Here is an 18,050-nt window from a genome sequence, read left to right as displayed (position 1 = left end):
GGAGTGAGCCTGGCGGGGGGAGTTCTCACAGCGGTACTGGCGCTGCCACACGCCGACGGCGAACCACCGGTGACCGTCCCGCGCGACCCCGCGCGGGAGGCCGCCCGGCGCGAGCTGTCCAAGCGGATGTACCACGAGGACGACCCCAGCCTGCTCCAACGCGCCCTGAACGCCTTCTGGGAGTGGGTCGACAAACTGTTCGGCGCCGCCTCCACAGCGACCCCGGGAGGCGGACTCGGCCTGCTGGTCATCGCCCTGGCGGCCGTGGCACTCGTCGGCGCCCTCTGGTGGCGCCTCGGCTCCCCCCGCCGCGGCCCCACGTCAGCGGTCCCCCTCTTCGACGACCGGCCGCGCAGCGCGGCCGAGCACCGTGCGGCCGCCGAGGCACACGCGGCCCAGGGCCACTGGAACCAGGCCGTCCAGGAGCGCATGCGCGCCGTCGTCCGCGCCCTGGAGGAACGCGCACTCCTCGACCCCCGCCCCGGGCGCACCGCCGACGAGGCCGCAGCCGAGGCGGGCCGCACACTCCCCGCCCACACGGACCGACTGCGCGCCGCGGCACGGGACTTCGACGACGTGACGTACGGCGGACGAACGGCCACCTCGGAGACGTACCACCGCCTCGCGCAACTCGACAGCGACCTGGAACGCACCAAACCGGTCCTCGCGAGCAGCACCCACAGCACGGCCCACAGCGCCCGCCAGGGGGCCTCCAGGTGACCACCGAGGCACCCGGGGCCACCCTGCCGTCCACCTCGGCCTCGCCCACCGCCCGCCATGTGTGGACCCGCTCGCGCGGCATCCTGCTCGCACTCGTGATCCTCCTGGCGGCCGCAGTCGCCATCGCCGTCGTACGCTCCGACGCCCGGCACGGCAGCCTCGACCCGCGCTCCGCCGATCCCTCGGGCAGCCGCGCAGTCGCCGAACTGCTCGCCGATCAGGGCGTGTCCACCCGCGTGGTCACCACCCTGGGCGAGGCAAGCACCGCGACCGGCCCCGACACGACGCTCCTGGTCGCCCGCCCCGACCTGCTGACCGGCCGTCAGCAGGACCGTCTCCACTCGGCGTTCACGAACTCCGGCGGCCGCACGGTCCTCGTCGCTCCCGGCGCCCCGTCCGTCGGCACGCTCGTCCCCGGAGTCGACGCCGACCTCGCGCCGAGTTTCGACTCCACGCTCCCGCCCGGCTGCAGCCTGCCCGCTGCCCGACGAGCGGGAACCGCCGACATGGGCGGCATCCGCTACACGGCGGACGCGCCCGACGCCGACGCCTGCTACCCCAGCGACGGCCTGCCCACTCTGCTGCGCATCCCGGCGGCCGAGAGGGACGGCGACACCGTCGTGCTCGGTGCCCCCGACATCCTCCGCAACGACCGTCTCGACGAGCGCGGCAACGCCTCCCTCGCCCTCCAACTGCTCGGCTCCCGCCCCCATGTGGTCTGGTACCTCCCCTCGCTCTCCGACGACTCGGCCACCGACGCCGGTGACCGCAGCTTCATCGACCTGATCCCCTCCGGCTGGCTCTGGGGCACGCTGCAGCTCTTCGTCGCCGCAGTCCTGGCTGCCCTCTGGCGCGCCCGCCGCCTCGGCCCGCTCGTCCCGGAACGGCTCCCCGTCGCGATCCGCGCCTCCGAAACCGTCGAAGGCCGGGCCCGTCTCTACCGCAAGTCGAACGCACGCGACCGGGCCGCCTCGGCCCTGCGCTCCACCACCCGCACCCGCCTGGCCCCCCTCGTCGGTGTGTCCCCCGCCCAGGCGCATGCGCCCGAGGCACTCCTCCCCGCTCTGTCCGCCCAGCTCCGCCGGGAGGGACAGTCCTTGCACGTCCTCCTCTTCGGGCCGCCGCCCCGCGACGACACGGCCCTCATCACTCTCGCCAACGAACTCGACGCCCTCGAAAGTGAGGTACGCCGTCCATGATGGCCCCGACCACTGACAACGCCGGGTACGCCGGGGATCCGGGCGCTGCCCGCTCCTCCCTGGAAGCCCTGCGCGCCGAGATCGCCAAAGCCGTGGTCGGCCAGGACCCCGCCGTGACCGGTCTCGTCGTCGCCCTCCTCTGCCGCGGACACGTGCTACTAGAAGGAGTCCCTGGAGTAGCGAAAACGTTGCTCGTCCGGGCCCTCGCATCCGCGCTGGACCTCGACACCAAACGCGTCCAGTTCACTCCCGACCTGATGCCGAGCGACATCACGGGCTCTCTCGTCTACGACGCCCGCACCTCGGAGTTCTCCTTCCAGCCCGGCCCGGTCTTCACCAATCTCCTCCTCGCCGACGAGATCAACCGCACCCCGCCCAAGACGCAGTCCTCGCTCCTCGAAGCGATGGAGGAGCGCCAGGTCACGGTCGACGGCACCCCGCGCCCGCTCCCCGAGCCGTTCCTGGTCGCCGCGACCCAGAACCCGGTCGAGTACGAGGGCACGTACCCCCTCCCGGAAGCACAGCTGGACCGTTTCCTCCTCAAGCTGACCATCCCCCTGCCGTCCCGCCAGGACGAGATCGACGTCCTCACCCGTCACGCCGAGGGCTTCAATCCACGCGACCTGCGCGCCGCCGGCGTACGCCCCGTAGCCGGTCCGGCAGAGCTCGAAGCGGCCCGCGCGGCCGTCGCCAAAACAGCGGTCTCCCCCGAAATCACCGGCTACGTGGTGGACATCTGCCGCACGACCCGTGAATCGCCGTCCCTCACCCTCGGTGTCTCCCCCCGAGGCGCGACGGCCCTCCTGGCCACGGCCCGCGCCTGGGCCTGGCTGACCGGCCGCGACTACGTCATCCCCGACGACGTGAAGGCCCTGGCTCTCCCGACCCTGCGCCACCGCGTCCAGCTTCGCCCGGAGGCCGAGATGGAGGGCGTGACGGCCGACTCGGTCATCACCGCGATCCTCTCCCACGTCCCCGTCCCCCGCTGATGCCTCTCACCGGACGCGCCGCCCTCCTGGCGGCCCTCGGCACCCTCCCCGTAGGCATCCTGGAGCCCAGTTGGACGGGCATCCTCGCTGTCAACGCTCCCTTGGCACTCGCCTGCGCCTGCGACTTCGCTCTGGCCGCACCGGTACGCCGCCTGGGCCTGACCCGCTCGGGCGACACCTCCGTACGCCTCGGCGAGGCTGCCGACGTCACTCTCACCGTCACCAATCCGTCCGGCCGCCTCCTGCGCGCCCGCGCCCGTGACGCCTGGCCTCCGAGCAGCTGGCAGTCCGGCACGGAAGTCGCCGCGTCCCGCCACCGGCTGACGGTCCCCGCGGGCGAACGACGCCGCGTGACGACCCGCCTGCGCCCCACCCGTCGCGGCGACCGCCGGGCGGACCGCGTGACCATCCGCTCGTACGGTCCTCTAGGCCTGTTCGCCCGCCAGGGCAGCCACAAGACCCCCTGGGCGGTACGCGTCCTGCCCCCGTTCACCAGCCGCAAGCACCTCCCCTCGAAGCTGGCCCGTCTGCGCGAACTCGACGGCCGCACCAGTGTTCTGACCCGCGGCGAGGGAACCGAGTTCGACAGCCTCCGCGACTACGTCCCCGGCGACGACACACGCTCCATCGACTGGCGCGCCACCGCCCGCCAGGCAAGGGTCGCCGTACGCACCTGGCGCCCCGAGCGCGACCGGCACATCCTTCTGATCCTCGACACCGGCCGCACAGCCGCCGGCCGCGTCGGAGACGCCCCCCGACTCGACGCCTCGATGGACGCGGCTCTCCTCCTGGCAGCCCTCGCTTCTCGCGCCGGCGACCGAGTGGACCTCCTCGCGTACGACCGCCGGGTACGCGCCCTGGTACAGGGCCGAGCCGCGGGCGATGTCCTTCCTTCCCTGGTCAACGCCATGGCGCACCTCGAACCGGAGCTCGTCGAGACCGATGCCCGTGGCCTCGCCTCCACCGCACTCCGCACGGCCCCGCGCCGCTCACTGATCGTGCTCCTCACGACCCTCGACGCGGCCCCCATCGAGGAGGGCCTTCTTCCCGTACTCTCTCGCCTCACCCAGCGCCACACAGTTCTCGTCGCTTCGGTCTCCGACCCCCACATAGAGCGCATGGCCGCGGCACGGGGCAACACCGAGTCGGTGTACGAGGCCGCCGCCGCGGCGCAGGCCCAGGCGGATCGGCATCGCACCGCCGAGCAACTCACCCGGCACGGTGTGACTGTCGTCGACGCAACGCCCGACAACCTGCCGCCGGCCTTGGCCGATGCGTATCTGGCGCTGAAGGCCGCAGGCCGCCTTTGAACTTCGCTCAATTCCGGGGGCGTAGAAACGCCCCCGGAATTGAGCGAACTGAAACGCACCGTAAACGCAAAATAGCCCCCGCACCGGAGTGCGGGGGCTATCAGCAATATACGTTCGGCGGCGTCCTACTCTCCCACAGGGTCCCCCCTGCAGTACCATCGGCGCTGTAAGGCTTAGCTTCCGGGTTCGGAATGTAACCGGGCGTTTCCCTCACGCTATGACCACCGAAACACTATGAAACACTCAAACTGCGGCACCATACCCCGTGGCCAAACAAGGGTATGGGATTGTTCGTGGTTTCAGAACCAACACAGTGGACGCGAGCAACTGAGGACAAGCCCTCGGCCTATTAGTACCAGTCAGCTTCACCCCTTACAGGGCTTCCACATCTGGCCTATCAACCCAGTCGTCTACTGGGAGCCTTAACCAATCTAGTTGGTGGGAATACTCATCTCGAAGCAGGCTTCCCGCTTAGATGCTTTCAGCGGTTATCCCTCCCGAACGTAGCCAACCAGCCATGCCCTTGGCAGGACAACTGGCACACCAGAGGTTCGTCCGTCCCGGTCCTCTCGTACTAGGGACAGCCCTTCTCAATATTCCTACGCGCACAGCGGATAGGGACCGAACTGTCTCACGACGTTCTAAACCCAGCTCGCGTACCGCTTTAATGGGCGAACAGCCCAACCCTTGGGACCGACTCCAGCCCCAGGATGCGACGAGCCGACATCGAGGTGCCAAACCATCCCGTCGATATGGACTCTTGGGGAAGATCAGCCTGTTATCCCCGGGGTACCTTTTATCCGTTGAGCGACGGCGCTTCCACAAGCCACCGCCGGATCACTAGTCCCGACTTTCGTCCCTGCTCGACCCGTCGGTCTCACAGTCAAGCTCCCTTGTGCACTTACACTCAACACCTGATTGCCAACCAGGCTGAGGGAACCTTTGGGCGCCTCCGTTACTCTTTAGGAGGCAACCGCCCCAGTTAAACTACCCATCAGACACTGTCCCTGATCCGGATCACGGACCCAGGTTAGACATCCAGCACGACCAGACTGGTATTTCAACGACGACTCCACCATGGCTGGCGCCATGACTTCAAAGTCTCCCAGCTATCCTACACAAGCCGAACCGAACACCAATATCAAACTGTAGTAAAGGTCCCGGGGTCTTTCCGTCCTGCTGCGCGAAACGAGCATCTTTACTCGTAGTGCAATTTCACCGGGCCTATGGTTGAGACAGTCGAGAAGTCGTTACGCCATTCGTGCAGGTCGGAACTTACCCGACAAGGAATTTCGCTACCTTAGGATGGTTATAGTTACCACCGCCGTTTACTGGCGCTTAAGTTCTCAGCTTCGCCAAACCGAAGTTTGACTAACCGGTCCCCTTAACGTTCCAGCACCGGGCAGGCGTCAGTCCGTATACATCGCCTTACGGCTTCGCACGGACCTGTGTTTTTAGTAAACAGTCGCTTCTCGCTGGTCTCTGCGGCCACCCCCAGCTCAAGCAGCAAGTGCTATCACCAGTGATGGCCCCCCTTCTCCCGAAGTTACGGGGGCATTTTGCCGAGTTCCTTAACCATAGTTCACCCGAACGCCTCGGTATTCTCTACCTGACCACCTGAGTCGGTTTAGGGTACGGGCCGCCATGAAACTCGCTAGAGGCTTTTCTCGACAGCATAGGATCATCCACTTCACCACAATCGGCTCGGCATCAGGTCTCACCCTTGATGTGCGACGGATTTACCTATCACACGGGCTACACCCTTACCCCGGGACAACCACCGCCCGGGATGGACTACCTTCCTGCGTCACCCCATCACTCACCTACTGCAGGTCTGGTCCGTCGGCTCCACCACTTTCCTTTCCCCGAAGGGTCCGGAACGGCTTCACGGACTTAGCATCGCCTGGTTCAATGTTTGACGCTTCACAGCGGGTACCGGAATATCAACCGGTTATCCATCGACTACGCCTGTCGGCCTCGCCTTAGGTCCCGACTTACCCTGGGCAGATCAGCTTGACCCAGGAACCCTTAGTCAATCGGCGCACACGTTTCTCACGTGTGTATCGCTACTCATGCCTGCATTCTCACTCGTGAACCGTCCACCACTGCCTTCCGGCGCGGCTTCACCCGGCACACGACGCTCCCCTACCCATCCCAGCGGGCGTTGGCCCTATATGCTGAAATGACATGACTTCGGCGGTACGCTTGAGCCCCGCTACATTGTCGGCGCGGAATCACTAGACCAGTGAGCTATTACGCACTCTTTCAAGGGTGGCTGCTTCTAAGCCAACCTCCTGGTTGTCTGTGCGACTCCACATCCTTTCCCACTTAGCGTACGCTTAGGGGCCTTAGTCGATGCTCTGGGCTGTTTCCCTCTCGACCATGGAGCTTATCCCCCACAGTCTCACTGCCGCGCTCTCACTTACCGGCATTCGGAGTTTGGCTAAGGTCAGTAACCCGGTAGGGCCCATCGCCTATCCAGTGCTCTACCTCCGGCAAGAAACACACGACGCTGCACCTAAATGCATTTCGGGGAGAACCAGCTATCACGGAGTTTGATTGGCCTTTCACCCCTAACCACAGGTCATCCCCCAGGTTTTCAACCCTGGTGGGTTCGGTCCTCCACGACCTCTTACAGCCGCTTCAACCTGCCCATGGCTAGATCACTCCGCTTCGGGTCTTGAGCGCGCTACTGAATCGCCCTATTCGGACTCGCTTTCGCTACGGCTTCCCCACACGGGTTAACCTCGCAACACACCGCAAACTCGCAGGCTCATTCTTCAAAAGGCACGCAGTCACGACCCACAGAGTAAACTCTGTGAGCGACGCTCCCACGGCTTGTAGGCACACGGTTTCAGGTACTATTTCACTCCGCTCCCGCGGTACTTTTCACCATTCCCTCACGGTACTATCCGCTATCGGTCACCAGGGAATATTTAGGCTTAGCGGGTGGTCCCGCCAGATTCACACGGGATTTCTCGGGCCCCGTGCTACTTGGGTGTCTCTCAAACGAGCCGTTGATGTTTCGACTACGGGGGTCTTACCCTCTACGCCGGACCTTTCGCATGTCCTTCGCCTACACCAACGGTTTCTGACTCGTCTCACAGCCGGCAGACTGTGAAAGAGAGATCCCACAACCCCGCATGCGCAACCCCTGCCGGGTCTCACACACATACGGTTTGGCCTCATCCGGTTTCGCTCGCCACTACTCCCGGAATCACGGTTGTTTTCTCTTCCTGCGGGTACTGAGATGTTTCACTTCCCCGCGTTCCCTCCACACACCCTATGTGTTCAGATGTGGGTGACAGCCCATGACGACTGCCGGGTTTCCCCATTCGGAAACCCCCGGATCAAAGCCTGGTTGACGGCTCCCCGGGGACTATCGTGGCCTCCCACGTCCTTCATCGGTTCCTGGTACCAAGGCATCCACCGTGTGCCCTTAAAAACTTGGCCACAGATGCTCGCGTCCACTGTGCAGTTCTCAAACAACGACCAACCACCCATCACCCCGCCTTCACAGGCGAGTGCACTGGGGCCGGCACTGAAGGCAGCCATACGGCCATACCCTCAGACACCCAACAGCGTGCCCGGCACCCTCGCCGCTTCCCTCATTCTTTCCACGCCCCGAAGGACAGTACTGGAAGGAGAAGACGACCAAGAGTGCCGAATAATCAACGTTCCACCCATGAGCAACCAGCATCGAACGTGCGCCGATGTACTGGCCTCTGGACCGGCAGGCAGAGCCTGTCAGCCAAGAAGTGCTCCTTAGAAAGGAGGTGATCCAGCCGCACCTTCCGGTACGGCTACCTTGTTACGACTTCGTCCCAATCGCCAGTCCCACCTTCGACAGCTCCCTCCCCACAAGGGGGTTGGGCCACCGGCTTCGGGTGTTACCGACTTTCGTGACGTGACGGGCGGTGTGTACAAGGCCCGGGAACGTATTCACCGCAGCAATGCTGATCTGCGATTACTAGCAACTCCGACTTCATGGGGTCGAGTTGCAGACCCCAATCCGAACTGAGACAGGCTTTTTGAGATTCGCTCCACCTTGCGGTATCGCAGCTCATTGTACCTGCCATTGTAGCACGTGTGCAGCCCAAGACATAAGGGGCATGATGACTTGACGTCGTCCCCACCTTCCTCCGAGTTGACCCCGGCAGTCTCCTGTGAGTCCCCATCACCCCGAAGGGCATGCTGGCAACACAGAACAAGGGTTGCGCTCGTTGCGGGACTTAACCCAACATCTCACGACACGAGCTGACGACAGCCATGCACCACCTGTCACCCGACCACAAGGGGGGCACCATCTCTGATGCTTTCCGGGCGATGTCAAGCCTTGGTAAGGTTCTTCGCGTTGCGTCGAATTAAGCCACATGCTCCGCTGCTTGTGCGGGCCCCCGTCAATTCCTTTGAGTTTTAGCCTTGCGGCCGTACTCCCCAGGCGGGGAACTTAATGCGTTAGCTGCGGCACCGACGACGTGGAATGTCGCCAACACCTAGTTCCCACCGTTTACGGCGTGGACTACCAGGGTATCTAATCCTGTTCGCTCCCCACGCTTTCGCTCCTCAGCGTCAGTAATGGCCCAGAGATCCGCCTTCGCCACCGGTGTTCCTCCTGATATCTGCGCATTTCACCGCTACACCAGGAATTCCGATCTCCCCTACCACACTCTAGTCTGCCCGTATCGAATGCAGACCCGGGGTTAAGCCCCGGGCTTTCACATCCGACGCGACAGACCGCCTACGAGCTCTTTACGCCCAATAATTCCGGACAACGCTTGCGCCCTACGTATTACCGCGGCTGCTGGCACGTAGTTAGCCGGCGCTTCTTCTGCAGGTACCGTCACTTTCGCTTCTTCCCTGCTGAAAGAGGTTTACAACCCGAAGGCCGTCATCCCTCACGCGGCGTCGCTGCATCAGGCTTTCGCCCATTGTGCAATATTCCCCACTGCTGCCTCCCGTAGGAGTCTGGGCCGTGTCTCAGTCCCAGTGTGGCCGGTCGCCCTCTCAGGCCGGCTACCCGTCGTCGCCTTGGTGAGCCACTACCTCACCAACAAGCTGATAGGCCGCGGGCTCATCCTTCACCGCCGGAGCTTTCAACCCCCACCCATGCGAGTGGAAGTATCATCCGGTATTAGACCCCGTTTCCAGGGCTTGTCCCAGAGTGAAGGGCAGATTGCCCACGTGTTACTCACCCGTTCGCCACTAATCCCCACCGAAGTGGTTCATCGTTCGACTTGCATGTGTTAAGCACGCCGCCAGCGTTCGTCCTGAGCCAGGATCAAACTCTCCGTGAATGTATTCCCGTAATCGGGAGAACACCACGAGAGCGGAACAGTCAACCGGAATAAGGAAGACTGTTCACAGCGTCCTCGCTGATGCGCCTACCGAACTCACGTCCGGCAGGACTTTTTCAAAGGAACCTCCACCCACCACAAAGTGATGGACGGGGTATCAACATATCTGGCGTTGATTTTTGGCACGCTGTTGAGTTCTCAAGGAACGGACGCTTCCTTCGTACTCACCCTCTCGGGCTTTCCTCCGGGCGCTTCCCTTCGTGTTTCCAACCTTACCAGATCAGTTTTCCGTTCCGTTTCCGGTCGGGATTCATTTCCGGTGGCCAGTTGGGAGGCCTTTGCCTATTTGATTGCCTGGTGGCTCTCTTTCGGCGAGTCCGACTTTATCAGAAGTTTTTGAACGGCCTAACCGGCCACTCGTTCCTGAATTATCGGGAGGTGCTTCTCCGGAATTAAATTCCAGGAAGCTGACAGATGCTAACTGCCGCCGCCGAACTTGTCCAGCTCTAGGCAACTGTTCGAATCTACCTCCCCACACGTCCCGTGTCAACGGTTTTTGTGGGGCGACGAGGAGACTAGCAGCCTTGACGGGGCGTCTGCACATCAGGCCGCGGTCGGTACGGAGGCACTGCGCTCGGCCTCCTCCACGTCGCCCGTCTCGCCGGCCCGCGCCGCGCGCCCGCCCAGGACGTAGACGTACGCGAGGAAGAGCAGTTCGGCGGCTATCCCTATGCCTATACGGGCCCAGGTCGGCAGGCCGGACGGGGTGACGAAGCCTTCGATGGCGCCGGAGACGAAGAGGACCAGAGCGAGGCCTATCGCCATGCCCAGTGCCGAGCGGCCCTCCTCCGCGAGTGCCGCCCGGCGGGTCCGGGGGCCCGGGTCGATGACGGTCCAGCCGAGGCGCAGCCCTGTGCCCGCCGCCACGAAGACGGCGGTCAGCTCCAGGAGGCCGTGCGGGAGTATCAGGCCGAGGAAGGTGTCGAGACGGCCTGCCGAGGACATCAGGCCGATCCCCACGCCTACGTTGAGCATGTTCTGGAAGAGGATCCAGATGACCGGCAGGCAGAGGAAAGCGCCCAGTACCAGGCACATCGCGGCGGCCTGGGCGTTGTTCGTCCACACCTGGGCCGCGAACGACGCCGCGGGGTGGCTCGAGTAGTACGTCTCGTACTGGCCGCCGGGGCGGGTGAGCTCGCGCAGGTCGTCGGGGGCCGCGATCGAGGACTGGACCTCGGGGTGGGTGCCGATCCACCACCCCAGGAGGACGGCTACCGCCGTCGACAGGAGCGCCGTGGGAACCCACCAGTGGCGTGACCTGTAGAGCGCGGCGGGGAAGCCCTTCGTAAGGAAACGGGTGACATCCCTCCAGGATGCGCGGCGCGTACCTGTCACCGCACTGCGCGCGCGGGCCACCAGTTGGCTGAGGCGGCCGGTGAGCTGGGGGTCCGGGGCGCTGGACTGGATCAGGGAGAGATGGGTGGCCGTGCGTTGGTAGAGGGCGACGAGTTCGTCGGCCTCCGCGCCGGTGAGGCGGCGCCGGCGGTGGAGGAGTGCGTCGAGCCGGTCCCACTCGGCGCGGTGGGCGGACACGAAGACGTCGAGGTCCATCAGGTCGGCTGCTCCTCGGCTGCTCGTCGTGTGGTCAGCTTGTCGCACTGCGGCGCGATGCGCCCTCAGCTTGGCAGACTGGCTGTTCTCAGGGCAGTTCGGGAAGGACGGCGGGCGTGAGTGAGCTTGTGACGGGTGAGGCGGTGGCGCTGGAGTTGCGCCCCGCGAAGCTGCCGAGCCGAGTACTGGCCGTGCTGCTCGACCTGGTGGTGGCGGTGGCCGCCTATGTCGCGGTGACGATCGCCCTGGTGGCGTCCACGGCCGCTCTCGACGAGGCGGCACAGATGGCGGTGTCGATCGCCGCCTTCCTTCTTCTGCTGGTCGGCGGGCCGATCGCCGTGGAGACGCTCAGTCATGGGCGCTCACTCGGGAAGCTGGCGTGCGGGCTGCGGGTGGTGCGTGACGACGGCGGACCCATCCGCTTCCGGCACGCGCTGGTGCGCGGTGCTGTCGGTGTGGTGGAGATCCTGATGACGTTCGGGGTCGTGGCGTGCATCGCGTCGCTGGTGTCGGCGCGGGGGCGGCGGCTCGGTGACGTGTTCGCGGGGACCCTGGTCGTACGGGAGCGGATTCCGGCGGGGCGTACGTCCTTTGTTCCTCCGCCGCCGCCGTGGTTGTCGGGGCGGTTCTCCGGACTCGACCTGTCCGGGGTTCCGGACGGACTGTGGCTGGCCGTCCGGCAGTACCTGACGCGGATGCAGCAGTTGGATCCGCAGGTCGGCTGGGCGATGGCGGAGCGCCTCGCGGCCGAGGTCGCAGAGCGCACCGGGGCTCCGGCCCCGCACGGTGTTCCGCCGGCGGCTTTTCTGGCCGCGGTGGTTCAGGAGCGGCAGGCTCGGGAGGCACGGCGGGCGTTCGGTGGTGCGGCTACCGGTGGAGGCCCCGTCGGGGGCGCGGGCGTGCATCCGGCCGGTGTGCCGGGTGGGGGCGGGCCGGGCATGCCGTACGGATCGGTTCAGGCCCCGGGCCCGGTCCACCCGGTGGCTCCCCACCTCTCGGCACCTGCGGCGGCCCCGGTGAACGCCCCGGCCCCGCCGCCCCTGCGGGACGCCGATGCGGAGCGCCCCGCCACCGGGTTCGCCCCGCCCGCCTGATCCCGGCTCCGGCCCGGCCCCCGCCCTTCGGCACCGTCGTCAGGCGAAGACCGACGGCGGCGATTCGAGGTCCTCGAGCTCGATGCCGGGCGCGGACAGCACCACGTCGCCGGAGAGGTGCACGGTGTGCTGCTCACCGGTGTCCAGGGCTGTGACCTGGTACTCCTCCACGGTCAGAGGGCCGTTGTCAGTGGCGTGTGTTTCTCTCGTGATCAGGGCCCAGGACTGGTCGAGGGTGCGCGGAGCGAGGACCGGGTCCGTGAAGGCGACGAGGCGTACACGCGTGGCGGAGGCATCGAGGGTGAGGCGCAGCAGACGTGCGGTGGCGATGAGGAACGCGGGGGACGAGCCGGTGAAGGCGTGGGCGCGGACATTGCCTTCGGAGGCGTGATCTCCCGTGGGGTCGGTGCGGACCCAGGTGACGCCTTCGAGGGCGGCGCCGCGGACCTGCCAGCCCGACGCGTGGAGTTCGAGGCGGATGGGGCGGCCGCGGTCGTCGAGGGCGAGGTCGACGGAACCGGCGGGTGTGCCGGCGCGGGGGGCGCCCCCGGGCGCCGTGCCGGAAGGGGTGGTCAATTGGGAGACGTAGCGCCAGCCGGAGGGGCCGGGCGCGCAGTGGAACTGTTCTTCGGCGAGGGGGGTGTGATCGTGCGGGTCATGGAGCGAATATCGGCCGCGGGGCATGGTGGCTCGGGTCCTCGTAGGGGGCAGGCCCCCGCCGATGACGGCGAGGGCCTGCTGACAACCGGCTGGTGAGCGCTGGGCTCAGTAGCGGTAGTGGTCCGACTTGTACGGGCCATCGACCTCGACACCGATGTACGAGGCCTGCTCGGGGCGGAGCGTCGTGAGCTTCACGCCGAGCGCGTCGAGGTGGAGACGGGCGACCTTCTCGTCGAGGTGCTTGGGCAGCACGTAGACCTCGGTCGGGTACTCCTCGGGCTTGGTGAACAGCTCGATCTGGGCCAGCGTCTGGTCCGCGAACGAGTTGGACATCACGAACGACGGGTGGCCGGTCGCGTTGCCCAGGTTCAGCAGGCGGCCCTCGGAGAGGACGATGAGGACCTTGCCGTCGGAGAACTTCCAGGTGTGGACCTGCGGCTTGACCTCGTCCTTGACGATGCCGGGGATCTTCGCGAGGCCGGCCATGTCGATCTCGTTGTCGAAGTGGCCGATGTTGCCCACGATCGCCTGGTGCTTCATCTTGGCCATGTCCGAGGCCATGATGATGTCCTTGTTGCCGGTCGTGGTGATGAAGATGTCGGCCTTGTCGACGACCTCGTCGAGCGTGGTGACCTGGTAGCCGTCCATCGCCGCCTGCAGTGCGCAGATCGGGTCGATCTCGGTGACGATCACGCGGGCGCCCTGACCGCGCAGGGACTCCGCGCAGCCCTTGCCCACGTCGCCGTAGCCGAGGACGACCGCGGTCTTGCCGCCGATGAGGACGTCGGTGGCGCGGTTGATGCCGTCGATCAGGGAGTGGCGGCAGCCGTACTTGTTGTCGAACTTCGACTTGGTGACGGCGTCGTTCACGTTGATCGCCGGGAACAGGAGCGAGCCCTCGCGCTGCATCTCGTACAGGCGGTGGACGCCGGTCGTGGTCTCCTCGGTCACGCCGCGGATCTCCGAGGCGAGCTGGGTCCACTTCTGCGAGCCGTTCGAGATCGTCCGGCTCAGGAGCTCCAGGACGACGCGGTGCTCGTCGGACTCCGCGGTGTCGGCGGACGGGACCTTGCCGTCCTTCTCGTACTCGACGCCCTTGTGGACGAGCATGGTGGCGTCACCACCGTCGTCCAGGATCATGTTCGGGCCGCCGGTGGGGGTGTTCGGCCAGGTCAGGGCCTGCTCCGTGCACCACCAGTACTCCTCCAGGGTCTCGCCCTTCCAGGCGAAGACCGGGATGCCCTGGGGGTTGTCGGGCGTGCCGTTCGGGCCGACCGCGATGGCCGCGGCGGCGTGGTCCTGGGTCGAGAAGATGTTGCAGGAGGCCCAACGGACCTCGGCGCCCAGGGCGGCCAGGGTCTCGATGAGCACGGCGGTCTGCACGGTCATGTGCAGCGAGCCGGTGACGCGGGCGCCTGCGAGGGGCTGCGCCTCGGCGTACTCCTCGCGGATCGACATCAGGCCGGGCATCTCGTGCTCGGCGAGAGTGATCTCCTTGCGACCGAAGTCGGCAAGGGAAAGGTCGGCGACCTTGAAGTCCTGTCGGTTGTCGACAGTGGTCATACGAGCTGCTCCTCGGGTTGGGGCGAGGTCGGGTTCGGCTGGTCTGCGCGGCGGCGGGCACGGAGCGCCCCACGGGGCACACGAATGCCCGGTGCCTTGCGCAGCGCAGTCCGTCGGAGGCCCTCTCTCCCTCGGTCGGCCCGTTGGGACCGCCCGACCGCCATCAGCAGCGACGTCTGGCTCGGTTACGAATCTACACCGATCGGCGCAGTGGGCCCCAGTCCGCCTCCGGACAGATCCAGCGGATTTCGAGGGTCGGCGGATCAGGGACAAGGAGTAACAGACCTGGACAACAAGGGACTTTTGAACCTTTGATCCCGGGCAGGGGGCTGTTGCAGGATGCCGGGGATCGGGAACATGTGCGCGACCTCGCGGTCCGTGATCCCCCACACGCGACACCGCGACAGACCGCGACAGACCGCGACGGCAGGCCGTGATCCCCCACGACAAAGGCGTTAGGAGATCGACGTGACCAGTCCGGCCGGCCTTCCCCCCACGGGCGGCGGCAGCGAGGAGCGGCGGCGGCCCAGGCTGCTCGCGGTGACCGCGTGCCCCACCGGCATAGCCCACACCTACATGGCGGCGGAGAAGCTCTCGCAGGCGGCGGAGCGGCTCGGTGTCGACATGAAGGTGGAGACCCAGGGCTCGATCGGGGCCGAAAACGTCCTCACTGACAACGATGTCAGTACTGCGGACGGCGTGATCGTCGCGGCCGACAAGGACGTGGACCTGAGCCGGTTCGCCGGAAAGCGGGTCGTGACGGCCGGTGTCGCCGAGGGGATCCACCATCCCGAGCAGCTGATCGAGCGGGTCAGGACCGCGCCCGTCCACGGTGCGGGCGCGGCGGCCGGTTCCAGGGCCGGGGCGACCGTCTCCGCGGGCCGCGGGAGCGCGGGGCGCGGCGGCAGCGAGCGCGGGGTGGCGTACAAGGCGCTGATGAACGGCGTCAGTTACATGATCCCGTTCGTCGTGGTCGGCGGGCTGCTGATCGCGATCTCGCTGTCGCTCGGCGGACACACCGATCCGTCCGGCGGTCTGGTCATCCCGAAGGACTCCTTCTGGATGGACGTCAACAACATCGGCGTCATCGGCTTCCAGTTGATGGTGCCGATCCTGTCCGGCTACATCGCGTACGCGATCGGGGACCGGCCCGCGTTGGTGCCCGGCATGATCGGCGGGTGGATCGCCAACACCGGTTCGCTGTACGACTCCGAGGCGGGCGCCGGTTTCATCGGGGCGATCGTGACCGGGTTCCTGGCCGGATATCTGGTGCTGTGGATCAAGAAGGTCGAGGTTCCGAAGTTCGTCCGGCCGATCATGCCGATCATCGTGATCCCGATCGTGGCGACGACCGCGCTCGGACTGTTCTTCGTCTACGTGATCGGCCGGCCCATCTCCTGGGTCTTCGAGCATCTGACGGACTGGCTCAGCGGGATGACCGGGACCAGTGCGGTCCTGCTCGGCGCGATTCTGGGGCTGATGATCGCGTTCGACATGGGCGGGCCGGTCAACAAGACGGCGTTCCTCTTCGGTACGGGGCTCATCGCGACCGGCAACCAGGACGTCATGGGCATGTGCGCGGCCGCGATCCCCGTGATGCCGCTCGGGCAGGGGCTCGCCACACTGATCCGCAGGCGGCTCTACACGGAGCAGGAGCGCGAGACGGGTCTTGCCGCGCTGTTCATGGGGCTGTTCGGGATTTCCGAGGGTGCCATTCCGTTCGCCGCGGCACGGCCGGCGCAGGTCATTCCCGCCAACATGCTGGGCGGTGCGGTGGCCGGAGCGGTCGCCGGACTCGCCGGGGTCGAGGACGCGGTCCCGCACGGCGGGCCGATCGTGGCGGTGCTGGGGGCCGTCAGCGGCGTACCGATGTTCTTCGTGGCCGTGATGATCGGCACCGTGGTGACGGCGGTGACCACGGTCGCGCTCGTCGGCCTCGGTGAGCGGAAGCGGGGCGGCGGGCAACGGGCGATGGTCGACGGGTTCCCGTCGCAGGCGGCGCCCGCGTTCGCCGGAGCGGGCGCGGGTGTCGGGGCGAGCGCGGGTGTCGGCGCCGTGCCGCGAGGGGGTGGTGCGCGGAGCGACGGCAGCGTGCCGACGGCGGCGACCAAACCGGCCGACGACGTCCCGACGGCTACCGGAGAGCTCGCCGAAGAGCCCCAGGAAGGGGCTGGTGAGGGGTTCGACGAAGGGCTCGCGGCAAGTCCCGTCGAGGCGACCGGCGAATCACCTGCCCCCGCCCCTGCCCGAACACCCGACGTATCGTCCGGCACAACGCCCCAAGCGGCGCCCGAAGAACCCGCCGCCGATGACGTCCTCTCCGGCTATCTCACCGAGGAGACCGTCAAGGTCCGTCTCGATTCCGTGGACAAGGAGTCCGTGATCCGGGAGATGGCCGGGCTGCTGGCCGCCACCGGAAAGGTCGCGGACGTCGAGGAGTTGGTGCGGTCTGCCCTGCGGCGTGAGGAGCAGGGCACGACCGGGCTCGGCGAGGAGATCGCGGTCCCGCATGCCAAGACGGACGCCGTGACGGCCCCGGTGGTCGGGTTCGCGCGGTCGGCGGAGGGGGTCGAGTGGGGTTCGCTCGACGGTACGAAGGCGAAGCTGGTCTTCATGATCTCCGTGCCGGAGGCCGCCGCGGGGGACGAGCATCTGCGCATCCTGGCGTTGCTGTCGCGGAAGCTGGTGGACGCGGGCTTCCGTGAGCGGCTGACGGTCGCTCCCGATGTGGCGGCGGTTCTCGACGTGCTGCGCGAGATCCGGTAACCGCGCGGACCGCAGGGGGCCGCACCTCGTCGAGGCTGCGGGCCCCTGCCGTTCACCGGCGCCCCCTACCCTCCGCACGCGCGCACGCCTCGCAAGACGCGGAAGTGGCGCAAGAAGGGGAGGGGACAGAGATGCGTGAGGGACGCAGACTGGCGCTCACAGCCTGGGTGTTGGGGCCGTTGGGGCTCGTGTTGCTGATCGGCACCGTGCTGTATGTGCGGTCTGCCTATACGAGGGTCACCGTGGTGAGTTCGAGTATGTCGCCCACATACACCGTCGGGGAGCGGCTGGTCGTGGAGTTGATGGACGGGCACCAGGTGCGCAGGGGCGATGTCGTCCTCGTCGATCTGCCCAGCCCGGACGACGGGGGGCCTGTGCTCCAGCGGGTGGTGGGCGTCGGCGGTGACCGGGTGGCGTGCTGCGAGGGCAGTGGCACGGACGAGCGGGTGACGCTCGACGGGCGGCCGCTCCAGGAGTCGTACGTACAGGACGGTGTCGCCGACGGAATCGGGCGGCCGTACGACCTGACGGTTCCGCAAGGGCGGTTGTTCCTGCTCGGCGACCACCGGGTGGACTCACTGGACTCCCGGTTCTACGGGACCGGTGACTCGGCGGCCGCGGTGTCGGCCTGGGCGGTGCGGGGGCGGGTGGTGGACGGCCCGGGCGGCGCCGTGTTCGCGGTGTCGGCCGCGGTGCTCGGGGTGGTGCTCGCGCTCGTCGGGCTCGGCTGCGGGATCTCGGCCCGGGTCGTACGGCGGCGGCCGGTGCCCCCGCCCAGGCCCGTGCAGGTGTAGGCGAAGGCCAAGGGCGCGGACAGACGTAGCGGCAAGCACGCGGAAGG

The 18,050-nt window shown here is 66.6% G+C and carries 11 protein-coding genes and 3 rRNA genes; 8 read left to right on the top strand and 6 right to left on the bottom strand.

Annotated features, from left to right (window positions below; genetic code table 11):
• The first annotated feature begins 3 nt into the window (after positions 1 to 3).
• From O1Q96_RS05835 to O1Q96_RS05820, 4 genes are read left to right on the top strand one after another with little or no spacing between them, the layout of a single operon-like run.
• Positions 4 to 720 carry a DUF4129 domain-containing protein gene (locus tag O1Q96_RS05835; RefSeq protein ID WP_269247147.1) on the top strand — a complete coding sequence of 239 codons (717 nt, stop codon included), beginning with the start codon at positions 4 to 6 and terminating at the stop codon, positions 718 to 720.
• Entirely contained in the window at positions 717 to 1,919 is a 1,203-nt protein-coding gene (locus O1Q96_RS05830) for a DUF4350 domain-containing protein (RefSeq protein ID WP_269247146.1), read from the top strand. The genes O1Q96_RS05835 and O1Q96_RS05830 overlap by 4 nt, the downstream gene beginning before the upstream one ends.
• The gene (locus O1Q96_RS05825) at positions 1,919 to 2,908 is read left to right on the top strand and encodes an AAA family ATPase (RefSeq protein WP_269253492.1); all 990 of its coding nucleotides are present in this window, start codon (positions 1,919 to 1,921) and stop codon (positions 2,906 to 2,908) included. The genes O1Q96_RS05830 and O1Q96_RS05825 overlap by 1 nt, the downstream gene beginning before the upstream one ends.
• Positions 2,908 to 4,218, top strand: coding sequence for a DUF58 domain-containing protein (locus O1Q96_RS05820; RefSeq protein ID WP_269247145.1), 1,311 nt, complete (start codon positions 2,908 to 2,910; stop codon positions 4,216 to 4,218). Before O1Q96_RS05825 ends, O1Q96_RS05820 begins: the two co-directional genes overlap by 1 nt.
• A gap of 112 nt (positions 4,219 to 4,330) precedes the next feature.
• Here the strand turns inward: O1Q96_RS05820 and rrf are convergent.
• The 3 genes from rrf to O1Q96_RS05805 all read right to left on the bottom strand — a co-directional run bounded on the left by rrf (position 4,331) and on the right by O1Q96_RS05805 (position 9,515).
• A 5S ribosomal RNA gene (gene rrf / locus O1Q96_RS05815) occupies positions 4,331 to 4,447 on the bottom strand.
• 100 nt (positions 4,448 to 4,547) lie between these two features.
• Positions 4,548 to 7,671 (bottom strand): 23S ribosomal RNA (locus tag O1Q96_RS05810).
• Positions 7,672 to 7,987: 316 nt separating this feature from the next.
• A 16S ribosomal RNA gene (locus O1Q96_RS05805) occupies positions 7,988 to 9,515 on the bottom strand.
• The 16S, 23S and 5S rRNA genes sit together here, the layout of an rRNA operon.
• Positions 9,516 to 9,660: 145 nt before the next feature.
• Here O1Q96_RS05805 and O1Q96_RS05800 point away from each other — a divergent pair.
• Positions 9,661 to 9,915 carry a hypothetical protein gene (locus O1Q96_RS05800; protein WP_269247144.1) on the top strand — a complete coding sequence of 85 codons (255 nt, stop codon included), beginning with the start codon at positions 9,661 to 9,663 and terminating at the stop codon, positions 9,913 to 9,915.
• 203 nt (positions 9,916 to 10,118) lie between these two features.
• Here the strand turns inward: O1Q96_RS05800 and O1Q96_RS05795 are convergent, their stop codons facing one another.
• Entirely contained in the window at positions 10,119 to 11,126 is a 1,008-nt protein-coding gene (locus tag O1Q96_RS05795) for a stage II sporulation protein M (RefSeq protein WP_269247143.1), read from the bottom strand.
• A gap of 116 nt (positions 11,127 to 11,242) precedes the next feature.
• Here O1Q96_RS05795 and O1Q96_RS05790 point away from each other — a divergent pair, with 116 nt between their 5' ends.
• Positions 11,243 to 12,220: an RDD family protein gene (locus tag O1Q96_RS05790; protein WP_269247142.1), complete on the top strand. Its 978-nt coding sequence runs from the start codon at positions 11,243 to 11,245 to the stop codon at positions 12,218 to 12,220.
• A 39-nt stretch (positions 12,221 to 12,259) separates the two neighbouring features.
• Here the strand turns inward: O1Q96_RS05790 and O1Q96_RS05785 are convergent, their stop codons facing one another.
• A complete protein-coding gene (locus tag O1Q96_RS05785) occupies positions 12,260 to 12,904 on the bottom strand; it encodes a hypothetical protein (protein WP_269247141.1) in 645 nt (214 codons plus the stop codon).
• A gap of 81 nt (positions 12,905 to 12,985) precedes the next feature.
• Entirely contained in the window at positions 12,986 to 14,443 is a 1,458-nt protein-coding gene (gene ahcY / locus O1Q96_RS05780) for an adenosylhomocysteinase (RefSeq protein ID WP_217454813.1), read from the bottom strand.
• A 468-nt stretch (positions 14,444 to 14,911) separates the two neighbouring features.
• Here ahcY and O1Q96_RS05775 point away from each other — a divergent pair, with 468 nt between their 5' ends.
• Both O1Q96_RS05775 and lepB read left to right on the top strand, forming a co-directional pair.
• Positions 14,912 to 17,209: a fructose-specific PTS transporter subunit EIIC gene (locus O1Q96_RS05775; protein ID WP_269247140.1), complete on the top strand. Its 2,298-nt coding sequence runs from the start codon at positions 14,912 to 14,914 to the stop codon at positions 17,207 to 17,209.
• A gap of 131 nt (positions 17,210 to 17,340) precedes the next feature.
• Entirely contained in the window at positions 17,341 to 18,003 is a 663-nt protein-coding gene (gene lepB / locus O1Q96_RS05770; RefSeq protein ID WP_269247139.1) for a signal peptidase I, read from the top strand.
• The last annotated feature ends 47 nt before the right edge of the window (positions 18,004 to 18,050 follow it).

Origin of the sequence: Streptomyces aurantiacus (assembly GCF_027107535.1) — a bacterium.
Lineage (GTDB): Bacteria > Actinomycetota > Actinomycetes > Streptomycetales > Streptomycetaceae > Streptomyces.
This window is presented reverse-complemented; position numbering and strand designations above follow the sequence as displayed.

Coding starts and splice junctions, on each gene's coding strand:
- O1Q96_RS05825 (WP_269253492.1), top strand. CDS start 1,919: ATGGCCCCGACCACTGACAACGCCGGGTACGCCGGGGATCCGGGCGCT.
- ahcY (WP_217454813.1), bottom strand. CDS start 14,443: ATGACCACTGTCGACAACCGACAGGACTTCAAGGTCGCCGACCTTTCC.
- O1Q96_RS05820 (WP_269247145.1), top strand. CDS start 2,908: ATGCCTCTCACCGGACGCGCCGCCCTCCTGGCGGCCCTCGGCACCCTC.
- lepB (WP_269247139.1), top strand. CDS start 17,341: ATGCGTGAGGGACGCAGACTGGCGCTCACAGCCTGGGTGTTGGGGCCG.
- O1Q96_RS05785 (WP_269247141.1), bottom strand. CDS start 12,904: ATGCCCCGCGGCCGATATTCGCTCCATGACCCGCACGATCACACCCCC.
- O1Q96_RS05800 (WP_269247144.1), top strand. CDS start 9,661: ATGGACGGGGTATCAACATATCTGGCGTTGATTTTTGGCACGCTGTTG.
- O1Q96_RS05795 (WP_269247143.1), bottom strand. CDS start 11,126: ATGGACCTCGACGTCTTCGTGTCCGCCCACCGCGCCGAGTGGGACCGG.